This is a genomic window from Shewanella sp. CG12_big_fil_rev_8_21_14_0_65_47_15 (assembly GCF_002783505.1).
Lineage (GTDB): Bacteria > Pseudomonadota > Gammaproteobacteria > Enterobacterales > Shewanellaceae > Shewanella.
Window position 1 is genome coordinate 17,768 of the sequence record NZ_PFGL01000029.1, and the last position, 10,810, is coordinate 28,577.

The window sequence follows — 10,810 nt, forward strand, 5'->3', positions numbered from 1 at the left end:
AGTATCTCGGGGTTAATAAAAAGATTTCGAGTTTTGTATTGCCCCTTGGTACTACTATCAATATGGACGGGACGGCTTTATACCAAGGGGTGACGGCGCTGTTTGTGGCGCAGGCCTTCGGTATTGATTTAACCTGGGTGGATTATCTTACTATTATTTTAACCGCGACTTTGGCGTCCATCGGGACGGCGGGTGTACCGGGTGCTGGCTTAGTCATGCTGACCTTAGTGCTCTCGACCGTAGGTTTACCCTTAGAAGGGGTGGCATTAATTGCGGGGATTGACCGTATTCTGGATATGGCTCGGACAGTCGTTAACGTCTCGGGGGATCTCGTGGCAACGACTGTGATTGCCAAGTCTGAAAATGAACTCGATGTCGAGCACTATAATGCCGATATGGCACAAAGCGCGGTGTTCGCCGAGCAAAATGCGGCAATCGAACATGCGGCGCTGAAGAGTACCAAAGCCTAAGTTATGATATTGGATCTAAAAAACCGCCACTGGCGGTTTTTTTTGGGTTTATACGACTTAGGCTTATTTGACTTATGTTTACTTCACTTGGCTTAACACCAGCACAGGTTTGTCGTCGCTGCTCAGTAGGGTGAGACGACCTTGCAGCAGTTTTGCTTTGGCGACGAGTGGCATGGCCTGCATGACTTTGTGCTCTTGTTGCATGAGGGCATCGACACAGGCTTTCATTGTACTCCCCGCTGGCATTAACTTAAGTTCTTGACCCTGCTGAGAGTATTGGCCGAAGAAGTTATTACAACTGTTGTTGCCATGGAGTTTACCTTCGGTGTCGAAGGTGATTTGTGCTGGGCTGTAATCGATTGCTGGCTGACCTTGAATCATCTCAATATGCCAACTGCCCTGTAGTGGAATGGTCTCATTTTGGGCGACATCGGTACTTTGGCAGGCGGGGAGTCCCAACAGTAGCGCACCTAAGAGGAATGTTTGTTTTAACATCATTGCGGTTCCTTTTTCCATGGTTATGGCCATAGTGTGACAAGTTTAGCCCGAGATCTAAAGAGGTTTATATGGCGGATCCAATTAAAAGTATTATGAATTTGTTGAAGTTTTTACATTGGTTAGGCGTATTGATGTTAGTTTGCGGGCTTGGGATCTATCTGTTGACCCAATGGAGTCTATATATCAGCGGCATGTTATTAATCTCAACGCTGATTGGTTTAGGGCTTGTACTGATGTCGCCCTATCCCGTAGTGTTGTTTATTCAATGGGCTAAGCGTCAAGATGAGCGTATCAAATAATACTCAAAGCTCTGCGGAATCGGCTGCAGGATTGTCGTATAGGCTCGAGTCGATAGTGCTTGAACTGGGCGCGATCATTTCTGTCGCGTCTGGGCGCATTGATATGAGCTGACAGCGGGCTTCTTCCATCATAGGGGCTAGTTTGGCACTCGATTCCGGGCTAAAAAAACTATAGCTGCTATCGAGTTTAAGTGCATGGTTTTGCTGTTCTAACTGTTTTTCGACTCGCTTCATAATATGCAACACATCCCGCTCATTATCCACAAATACTAATACGACAAACTGAGTCGAAGTGTAATGGGCGGCAATATCGGCGGTGCGTATCGTATCTTGGATCAAGTTACCGAGTAATCTATGGTGTTTTTCTTCAAGGTTTTTTTCTGTGTTTTTAGGGCATTGTAATTCAAAGAAAATGATCCCCGCATGGGCACCAAAGCGGCGGCCTAAATTGAGCTGTCTTGGCGCCATCATCACAAAACCATAATGGTTGAGCATACCGGTTTCTTGATCGCGCATGGAAAGGGATTCGATGCGATGGTACTGACATAACAGGGAGAGATCCTGCTGCAGCAAGATCTGAAACGGCTCCAGCATAGCGGCATTGCCTAGGGGGTCTGTCATGTGTGGATTGAGTACGCACAAGGCGCCAAACCGACTGCCATCGGGCCAAGTGATTGGACGGGAGAGAATATGCTGTATACCATCAAAATCCCGCGGTAATTCATCGAGCATAAACCGTGCGAGGTTTTGATAGTCTCCCTCCGGCTTGCTATAAACACATTGTTTAAAGAGGGGAAAGTCTGATGGATAGAGAGTGCCCGAAGTGAAGAGTGGGGTTTCGCTCATGGAGCTGACAATAATCTCAAAACCTGAGTGAATCGATTGGAGCACAAAAACGCTGCTGGCGTTATAAAAGCTTTTGATCAATTCACATTGGTGCATCCAACGTCCAAAATTGATTTGTTGATGATCACTGTCGAGCAGACTCACATTCGGATTGATAGTATCGGGCAGCATAAAGTCGCCTAGCTGTGGCTAAATATGCATTAAGTTTGGGAAACAAAAGGATAATTAGCAAATCTGTGCGGTAAAAAAGCCATAATAAATGTGCATCTATTATTGGGTTGGTATTTGTCTCCTGTATACTGGCGCGTCCCCTGTTTCGGCAAAACGAAGAGAATTGCAGTGAAGATACGACTGGCTACACTACAAGATGTTGATTTATTAGTGATACTTGAAAGAACACACCTCAATGATGAGCTAGCTTCGGCCAATATGGGGCTGCAGGGGCAGGCTTTTTCCCACAGTGAACTAACTGAGCTAGTGCAGCATCATTGGATTGTGGTGGCGCAGTTAGAGCAGCAGATAGTTGGTTATGTGATTGCTGGCCGTTGGGGATTTTTCGAGCATTGGCCAATGTACCGCACCTTACTGAATCGTTTACCCCAACTCGATTGGCATGGGCCTAAATTAACTAAGGCAAACTCTTGCCAATACGGGCCCATTTGGGTAAAGCAGGCCTACCGTGGACAAGGTGTTTTCGAGGCGTTAGTCAGTGAAATTCGCCGCCAAGTTGCTCCGCATTTTAGTTATATGTTGACCTTTATCGCCGAAGATAATGAGCGTTCCTTTGCCGCCCACTCGGGGAAAGCGCATATGCAGGTGGTGGATTTTTTCACTGTCTCAGCAAGGGATTACTATTTAATGGTGGCAAAGACTCAAGGCTAGCTGTGTGACGATAGACATTGAGGATTTAATATCTACTGGTATAAATAACGGAGATAAAGGCATGAGCGTGCAATTTATTGAGTCTCTATTAGCGGCCTACGCTGGGATCACTTTATCGGCTTGGGACAATCTGAGGCTGGTTCTATCCGAGTGTGCTCACCGTGGCGGTGAGGCGAAGGGATTCGAAGTGGAGTTTATCTCTAACTCAGGGCAAGCATTGCATTATTGGGTTCAAGTTGGGGATATTTGGCTCGATTGTGGCCGAACCAATGCCTATTCGGCGGCGATAACGCGACTGACCGATGAGCAAGCAAGCCGTGTGAACACGAAGAAGCCACTGGAGTGCGCCATTTTATCCCAAGAGCAGCTAGGTCTACTCTGCATGCAAAACGCCCATTTCGATCATTGCTAAAGCCGATTAAGACCAGAAATGCTCAGGGATAGTTAATTGTTGTTGTGGCGTCTCAGTGACAAGTGCATTTGTGGCATAGGCTGAAAATGGAATCGTTAAACCGTCACTGAAAACGATCGATGTGATAGGCAAATATACGGCTAGATTTTGTGTTGTGGTTAAGTGTGAACTTAATGCGAGCGAGCCTGAAAATTGGACTTGTACTACAGCTAGTTGACGCATACTCAACAGTATTTTTTGACAAGCAGCTGGGGATGAAAACGCATTAAAGCCGATTCTGTGTTCAGTGATGTTGGCCTCCTTTATTATCTGTTGTGCAAACAGTTGTAATCCATAGTTCGCCATTTTAGTTGCTGCTTGGGGCGGTGGAGGTGTAATCCCGGCTGCAATCGAAATGTGTAATTCATCCTCTGGGGATAATATTTGCCTAATTTCGTCACGGTATGATGCAAATGTCGCTGCCGAAATACTGGGAATTGAAAGTTCAAAGTGGAGTTCAATTGAACCTTGGCTGCCAGCAGTCAGTTGCGCATATACCTGATTATATCCTTGATAGAGTGTCCCACTTAGCGTTGAAGCCGTGATTAGCTGTTTTTCATCGGTTTTTAAACGTTTTTCGCCCGATGATGCGAGTATTAAATGATTTCGCTGAATCAGATCCTGGGGGAGTGTGACAATATACATATGAGTTATTTCTCAAAATACGCCCCAGTACATCGGACTGGGGCGATGATATTGCTACCTATACTGCTGGTCGCTACAAGGTAATAGTGCTGTTGTTATCTTTACTCGGTAATGCATTACCGTTTTGATCTTGCGCACCAGTATCGCTAGCGGGGTCGCCCGCTGACATCATATTGTAAGTATTACCAGAACTGTCCTCAATTTGCATAATCAACACATAGCCTGACGCATCGACCTGCACATTAGGATATTGGCCAGATACATAAAGGCTAACATTGGCCGCACCATCGACTTCCTGTGAGTTTGAAACTTCCTTGAAGACTTCGTGAATTTCTTCTTTATGGGTTTCCGCATTGGCCGAAATACCTAACCAGCTCCAGAACGCACTCACGCCGCCACCGATATGGTATTCCTTCTTCATCATGTCGTAGGTTTTTGAGTTATCTAAACTACGAATTTTGAACTTCATTGTACCATCTAGTTTGGCCCAAGCGCCGGCACCTGAGACCGAGACTCCCAGACCTGATTGGGTACCGCGCTTAGTTGATACTTTCCAAGAGGAAACTCCCGTACTGTTTTTTTCTGGGGCAGCAAAAGCAATTTGATTATGTGGGGCGATAAAATTCAAACTAGTCATTTTGAATATCCTTATTCGAACAGTAACTGGCTATGCCAGTATAGAGTGACATGTTTGTTTTACTTATGGGAAATAGAGTAGAGGTTGTTCTCGACTTCCCTGTCAAAGTAAAACCCGTAGTGACTGCAAAGAGATATCTCGCAGTGCCCATAAGCGTAGTTGACTGTGTTTCAAAATCAAATGTCTTTTGTCGATGTTAATTGCAGTGCTAAGTGCCTAGATTAATTGTTTTTGATTATGAATTTTATTTTATATCCAACAACTTAATTTGGAAAAGATGTTATTTGATAAGCATGAATATAATTATCTCGTCTTTATAATCGCCTGATTAATAAGAAATAGAAAATACTCAAAAAAGTGCGATTTGGGATTGGCTAAGGGTTTAAACAGGTATAAAAAAACCGCTCAATGGCGGTTTTTTATGGCGCTTAATCGTAAACCGTGAGGTGTATTAAGGCTACAGACCCGCGTCAGCGCGCAGTGCTTCGGCTTTATCCGTCGCTTCCCATGGGAACTCGTTGCGGCCAAAGTGACCGTAAGCGGCAGTTGCCTGATAAATTGGGCGAGCCAGATTTAACATTTCAGTCAGGCCATATGGGCGCAGATCGAAGTGTTGACGCACTAACTTGATCAGCACTTCTTCAGACACTTTACCCGTACCGAAGGTTTCGATGCTGATGGATGTTGGCTCTGCCACACCGATAGCGTAGGACACTTGCAATTCACAACGGTCAGCCAGACCCGCAGCAACGATGTTTTTCGCTACATAACGGGCAGCGTAAGCTGCACTACGGTCAACTTTTGATGGATCTTTACCCGAGAACGCTCCACCACCATGACGGGCCATACCGCCGTAGGTATCAACGATGATCTTACGACCGGTTAAACCACAGTCACCCATAGGTCCGCCGATAACGAAACGACCTGTTGGGTTGATAAAGTATTTAGTGTCTTTGCTTAACCACTGGGCAGGCAGAACTGGTTTGATGATGGTTTCCATCACGCCTTCGATCAAATCTGCTTGGGCAATGTCAGGGCTGTGCTGGGTTGAAAGCACGATTGCATCGATACCGACAATTTTGTTGTTTTCGTAGGCGAAGGTGACTTGGCTCTTCGCGTCGGGGCGTAGCCATGGCAGCGTGCCGTTTTTACGTACTTCCGATTGACGCTTCACTAATGCGTGGGCATAGGTGATAGGTGCAGGCATCAGAATGTCGGTTTCGTTGCTGGCATAACCGAACATTAGTCCTTGGTCGCCGGCGCCTTGCTCTTTAGGATCGGCGCGGTCAACACCTTGGTTAATGTCGGGAGACTGTTTACCAATGGCGTTTAATACGGCGCAAGAATCGGCATCAAAACCCATATCTGAATGGGTATAGCCAATTTCACGAACCGTTTTACGGGTCAGTTCTTCAATATCAACCCAGGCAGAGGTAGTGACTTCGCCACCGACTAATACCATGCCGGTTTTGACATAAGTTTCACACGCCACGCGTGCTTTGGGATCTTGGGCCAGAATTGCATCTAGCACAGCATCAGAAATCTGATCTGCAATCTTATCGGGATGACCTTCTGAGACCGACTCAGAAGTAAACAAGTGCTTTGCCATAGTAGGAAAATCTCGTCGTTAGCATTCAAACGTGTAGAAGCATCTACATCTAGACGGCTATTTTAGTGGAAATTCACTTTGATGACACCCCCTAAGCTAAATATTTGTGTGTAAAGTGAGGCGTACGCCAAATTGTGAAGGGGGCTATTCACTTGGGTATTGCATTTAATGCTTTGAATTTATTTTATTATTTTTCCTATCCCCATTTGGCATAAATCTGGACTTTCATACTCGCTTTCCAGGCGAGTCTTCAAAGTTACCTTGCCGATGGCCGGATTTGGCTTGGATAAAATGATCTTATGGAATGCTATGTAATATAAATGTTGTCGATTTGAGGTGCTTTATCGTCAGAATGCCAGCTCCATACCACTTTAAAATGTCCCAACTTAAGCCTTAGTGTGCATTTTTCGTTTGCGTCATCCCTTTATGTAGGGGAAAATATGCGTCCAAATTGCCCGCTAGACCCCACAAATTAAGCAGGAGAGAGCATGTCTTCCCGTAAAGTACTCGCCAACGCAATCCGTGCGTTAAGTATGGATGCAGTTCAAAAAGCAAACTCAGGCCACCCCGGAGCCCCAATGGGCATGGCAGACATTGCGCAAGTGCTGTGGAATGATTTCCTTAAGCACAATCCGAACAATCCAAAATGGGTAGATAGAGATCGTTTTATCCTCTCTAACGGTCACGGCTCTATGCTGATCTATTCTTTACTTCACCTGACGGGTTATGACTTGCCAATGGATGAGCTGAAGCAATTCCGTCAGTTACATTCAAAAACCCCAGGTCATCCTGAATACGGTTACACCCCAGGCGTTGAAACCACAACGGGTCCATTAGGCGCAGGTATCAGCAACGCTGTGGGTATGGCAATTGCCGAAAGAACACTAGCGGCGCAGTTTAACCGTGATGGTCACGATATCGTCGATCACTACACATACTGCTTCTTAGGCGATGGCTGTTTGATGGAAGGTATTTCCCACGAAGCCTGTTCATTAGCTGGCACTTTAGGCCTAGGCAAACTGATCGCATTTTGGGATGACAACGGTATCTCTATCGACGGCCATGTTGAAGGCTGGTTTACCGATGATACGCCAAAACGTTTCGAATCCTACGGCTGGCATGTGATTGCCAACGTTGATGGCCATGATAGCGATGCGATTCACGCGGCTATCGCAGCGGCTAAAGCGGTGACCGACAAGCCGACTATGATCTGCTGCAAAACTATTATCGGTTTTGGTTCGCCAAACAAATCAGGCAGCCACGATTGCCACGGCGCGCCATTAGGTGACGCAGAAATTGCAGCGGCCCGTGAATTCTTAGGCTGGCCACATGCACCATTCGAAATCCCAAGCGATGTTTATGCAGGCTGGGACGCCAAAGAAGCAGGCGCTGCCCGTGAAGCCGCTTGGAACGAAAAATTCGCTGCCTACGCTAAAGCCTACCCTGAACTGGCGGCAGAATATGAGCGCCGTGTACTGAAAGGCGAATTACCTGCCGATTTTGAAGAAAAAGCTCAGGCATTTATCCAGGCTTGCCAAGATAAAGCCGAAGGTATTGCGAGCCGTAAAGCGTCACAAAATGCCATCGGAGCCTTTGGTGCTATGTTACCTGAACTGCTTGGTGGCTCTGCCGACTTAGCGGGTTCTAACTTAACCCTATGGTCAGGTTCTAAGGGTATTCAAGACGATGCCGCAGGCAACTACGTGTACTACGGTGTGCGTGAGTTTGGTATGAGCGGCATTATGAACGGTGTGTCACTCCACGGTGGCTTTATCAATTACGGCGCAACTTTCATGATGTTTATGGAATACGCCCGGAACGCTGTGCGTATGTCTGCGCTGATGGGCATTCAAAACATCTTCGTTTATACCCATGACTCTATCGGTCAAGGTGAAGACGGCCCAACTCACCAACCCGTTGAGCAATTAGCTAACCTGCGTATGACGCCAAACATGGCGGTATGGCGCCCATGTGACGCGGCTGAAACCGCGGTGGCTTGGAAGGCGGCTATCGAACGTCGTCATGCACCAACATCACTGATTTTCAGCCGTCAAAACCTCAAGGCCCAAGTCCGCAGCGCCGAGCAATTAGCCAATGTGGCAAAAGGCGCTTACGTGCTTAAGGATTGCGCGGGTACGCCTGAGTACATCCTGATCGCAACTGGTAGCGAAGTACAGTTAGCGATGGAAGCTGCAGCGGCTTTGACCGAGCAAGGCAAACAGGTGCGTGTGGTTTCTATGCCATCAAACACTGAGTTTGATAAGCAAGATGCAGCGTACAAAGAAGCTGTTCTGCCACGTGCTGTGACTAAACGTATTGCTATCGAAGCGGCCCATACCGATTTCTGGTACAAGTATGTTGGTTTCGAAGGCACTGTTGTGGGCATGACCACCTTTGGTGAGTCAGCGCCTGGTAACGTACTGCTGAACCATTTTGGCTTCACCGTTGAAAATGTGCTGAATGCAGCAAAATCATTAGGCTAATAGCTTAAGGGATTAGATTAAATACAAAAGGTTAAACTTTTGAACCGTTAATCTGTATAATGCGGCCTGCAATCGTTTGCAGGCCGTTTTTGTCTATGCAGCATTATTAAGAGGAAATTGAGACCTCAATGATCCGAGTCGCAATCAATGGTTATGGTCGTATTGGCCGCTCTATTCTTCGAGCTTTATATGAGTCGGGAAAACGTCAGCAAATACAGATTGTCGCGATAAACGAATTAGCCAAGCCTGAAGCCATCATTCACTTGACCCAGTACGATACTACCCACGGTCGTTTTGCGCATAAAGTTAAGCTAGCCGACGATCATATGCTGATCGGCGATGATGCCATCAAAATCCTCCATGAAGCGGATCCCGCAAAATTGCCATGGCGCGAGATGGATATTGATATCGTCTATGAAGCCACTGGTGCAATTTTAGATCGCCAAAGCTGCGAGGCCCATATCCATGCTGGCGCTAAACGGGTGCTGATCAGTCATCCCTCGTCGGCCGATGTCGACGGCACTATTGTCTATGGTGTAAACCACGATTTACTGCGCGCCGAGCATACTGTGGTTTCTAACGCCTCCTGTACCACCAACTGTATCGTCCCAGTTATCGATGTGCTCGATAAACACTTTGGGGTGAAAAGCGGCGCCATTACCACTATCCATTCTGCGATGAACGATCAGCAAGTGATTGATGCCTATCATGATGATCTGCGTCGCACCCGCGCCGCTGGCCAATCCATTATTCCAGTCGACACTAAACTTGCTCGCGGCATCGAGCGGATTTTGCCGCACATGAAAGACAAGTTTGAGGCGATTTCGGTGCGTGTCCCCACCATCAATGTGACCGCCATCGATCTTTCGGTCACTTTAGCGAAAACAGTGGATATTGCTACCGTCAATCAAGTGTTAGAATTGGCTGCTAATGGACGATTTAACGGCATCTTGGGCTATACTGATGAGCCGCTTGTATCATGTGATTTTAACCATGATCCCCGTTCTAGTATTGTCGATGGTACCCAGACTCGAGTGAGTGCGGGCCAGTTGGTCAAATTGCTGCTGTGGTGCGATAACGAGTGGGGCTTTGCCAATCGCATGTTAGATACCAGTTTAGCTATGATTGCGGCTAAACAAAGCTGAAAAAGAATTTATACCAATGGGTTAAAGCGTGGATCGCCAATTCGACGGGATGTCGAGTGCCGAGTCGCTATCCACTCTAACCGATTGATGAAAAACCAGTTTGTTTTTTGATTATAAAAGGAAGTGTTACCATGGCAATTATCAATATGTCAGATTTAGATCTCCAAGGTAAGCGAGTGCTTATCCGTGAAGATCTTAATGTGCCGGTCAGCAATGGCGTCGTCACCAGTGATGCACGTTTGCGTGCCTCCCTCCCTACTATCGAGTTAGCCCTTGCCAAAGGTGCGGCTGTGATGGTGATGTCTCACTTAGGTCGCCCAACCGAAAGTGAGTACAACAGCGAATTCTCAATGCAACCTGTGGTCGATTACTTGGCCAAAGCCCTGTCTTGCACAGTCCGTTTAGCGACCGACTATTTAGACGGCGTTGAAGTTGCTGTAGGTGAAGTGGTTGTGTTTGAAAACGTTCGCTTTAACAAAGGCGAGAAGAAAAACGACGAAGCGTTATCTAAGAAAATGGCCGCACTATGCGACGTTTATGTGATGGATGCCTTCGGTACCGCTCACCGCGCAGAAGCCTCAACCAACGGTGTAGGTTTATACGCGCCTATCGCCTGTGCTGGCCCATTGCTGGCCCAAGAGTTAGACGCCTTAGGCAAAGCGTTAGATAACCCTGCTCGTCCATTAGTGGCGATCGTTGGCGGCTCTAAAGTGTCGACTAAGCTGACCGTATTAGAAAGCTTATCGGGCATAGTGGATCAATTAGTGGTTGGCGGTGGTATCGCCAACACCTTTATCGCTGCGGCGGGGCACAATGTCGGTAAGTCCTTGTACGAAGCTGACTTA

General features: G+C 46.9%; 11 protein-coding genes and 1 pseudogene. 7 read left to right on the forward strand and 5 right to left on the reverse strand.

The window, feature by feature from the left end:
* A pseudogene (locus COW15_RS08475) lies at positions 1 to 470 on the forward strand (cation:dicarboxylase symporter family transporter); the annotation flags it as partial.
* 78 nt (positions 471 to 548) lie between these two features.
* On the opposite strand, the gene COW15_RS08480 reads toward COW15_RS08475, so the two are convergent.
* Positions 549 to 965 carry an META domain-containing protein gene (locus COW15_RS08480; protein ID WP_293631765.1) on the reverse strand — a complete coding sequence of 139 codons (417 nt, stop codon included), beginning with the start codon at positions 963 to 965 and terminating at the stop codon, positions 549 to 551.
* A 71-nt stretch (positions 966 to 1,036) separates the two neighbouring features.
* On the opposite strand from COW15_RS08480, the gene COW15_RS08485 reads away from it, so the two are divergent.
* Entirely contained in the window at positions 1,037 to 1,267 is a 231-nt protein-coding gene (locus COW15_RS08485; RefSeq protein WP_293631753.1) for a hypothetical protein, read from the forward strand.
* Positions 1,268 to 1,270: 3 nt separating this feature from the next.
* Here the strand turns inward: COW15_RS08485 and COW15_RS08490 are convergent, their stop codons facing one another.
* On the reverse strand, positions 1,271 to 2,284 hold the full coding sequence (locus COW15_RS08490) for a GGDEF domain-containing protein (RefSeq protein ID WP_293631754.1): 1,014 nt from the start codon (positions 2,282 to 2,284) through the stop codon (positions 1,271 to 1,273).
* Positions 2,285 to 2,452: 168 nt separating this feature from the next.
* On the opposite strand from COW15_RS08490, the gene COW15_RS08495 reads away from it, so the two are divergent.
* Positions 2,453 to 2,995 carry a GNAT family N-acetyltransferase gene (locus COW15_RS08495; protein ID WP_293631755.1) on the forward strand — a complete coding sequence of 181 codons (543 nt, stop codon included), beginning with the start codon at positions 2,453 to 2,455 and terminating at the stop codon, positions 2,993 to 2,995.
* Between the two features lie 61 nt (positions 2,996 to 3,056).
* Positions 3,057 to 3,407, forward strand: a complete 351-nt coding sequence (locus tag COW15_RS08500) for a hypothetical protein (RefSeq protein ID WP_293631756.1) — start codon at positions 3,057 to 3,059, stop codon at positions 3,405 to 3,407.
* A gap of 6 nt (positions 3,408 to 3,413) precedes the next feature.
* On the opposite strand, the gene COW15_RS08505 is transcribed toward COW15_RS08500, so the two are convergent.
* The 3 genes from COW15_RS08505 to metK all read right to left on the reverse strand — a co-directional run bounded on the left by COW15_RS08505 (position 3,414) and on the right by metK (position 6,337).
* Positions 3,414 to 4,091 carry a hypothetical protein gene (locus COW15_RS08505; RefSeq protein WP_293631757.1) on the reverse strand — a complete coding sequence of 226 codons (678 nt, stop codon included), beginning with the start codon at positions 4,089 to 4,091 and terminating at the stop codon, positions 3,414 to 3,416.
* A gap of 73 nt (positions 4,092 to 4,164) precedes the next feature.
* Complete coding sequence (locus tag COW15_RS08510) at positions 4,165 to 4,728, reverse strand: hypothetical protein (protein ID WP_293631758.1); 564 nt, start codon at positions 4,726 to 4,728, stop codon at positions 4,165 to 4,167.
* Between the two features lie 457 nt (positions 4,729 to 5,185).
* A complete protein-coding gene (gene metK, locus COW15_RS08515; RefSeq protein WP_293631759.1) occupies positions 5,186 to 6,337 on the reverse strand; it encodes a methionine adenosyltransferase in 1,152 nt (383 codons plus the stop codon).
* A 488-nt stretch (positions 6,338 to 6,825) separates the two neighbouring features.
* Between metK and tkt the strand changes: the two genes are divergently transcribed.
* From tkt to pgk, 3 genes are all read left to right on the forward strand, one after another.
* On the forward strand, positions 6,826 to 8,820 hold the full coding sequence (gene tkt / locus COW15_RS08520) for a transketolase (protein WP_293631760.1): 1,995 nt from the start codon (positions 6,826 to 6,828) through the stop codon (positions 8,818 to 8,820).
* A 128-nt stretch (positions 8,821 to 8,948) separates the two neighbouring features.
* Positions 8,949 to 9,965 (forward strand): erythrose-4-phosphate dehydrogenase, encoded by a 1,017-nt coding sequence (gene epd / locus COW15_RS08525; RefSeq protein WP_198782406.1) that lies wholly within the window; start codon positions 8,949 to 8,951, stop codon positions 9,963 to 9,965.
* A gap of 131 nt (positions 9,966 to 10,096) precedes the next feature.
* Positions 10,097 to 10,810, forward strand: a 714-nt coding sequence (gene pgk, locus COW15_RS08530; RefSeq protein ID WP_293631761.1) for a phosphoglycerate kinase, incomplete at its 3' end; no start/stop codon positions are given.

What these genes read in the sequence shown, in the direction of transcription:
- COW15_RS08480 (WP_293631765.1), bottom strand. Translation starts at nt 965, where the DNA reads ATGTTAAAACAAACATTCCTCTTAGGTGCGCTACTGTTGGGACTCCCC.
- metK (WP_293631759.1), bottom strand. Translation starts at nt 6,337, where the DNA reads ATGGCAAAGCACTTGTTTACTTCTGAGTCGGTCTCAGAAGGTCATCCC.
- epd (WP_198782406.1), top strand. Translation starts at nt 8,949, where the DNA reads ATGATCCGAGTCGCAATCAATGGTTATGGTCGTATTGGCCGCTCTATT.
- COW15_RS08505 (WP_293631757.1), bottom strand. Translation starts at nt 4,091, where the DNA reads ATGTATATTGTCACACTCCCCCAGGATCTGATTCAGCGAAATCATTTA.
- tkt (WP_293631760.1), top strand. Translation starts at nt 6,826, where the DNA reads ATGTCTTCCCGTAAAGTACTCGCCAACGCAATCCGTGCGTTAAGTATG.
- COW15_RS08500 (WP_293631756.1), top strand. Translation starts at nt 3,057, where the DNA reads ATGAGCGTGCAATTTATTGAGTCTCTATTAGCGGCCTACGCTGGGATC.
- COW15_RS08485 (WP_293631753.1), top strand. Translation starts at nt 1,037, where the DNA reads ATGGCGGATCCAATTAAAAGTATTATGAATTTGTTGAAGTTTTTACAT.
- COW15_RS08490 (WP_293631754.1), bottom strand. Translation starts at nt 2,284, where the DNA reads ATGCTGCCCGATACTATCAATCCGAATGTGAGTCTGCTCGACAGTGAT.
- COW15_RS08510 (WP_293631758.1), bottom strand. Translation starts at nt 4,728, where the DNA reads ATGACTAGTTTGAATTTTATCGCCCCACATAATCAAATTGCTTTTGCT.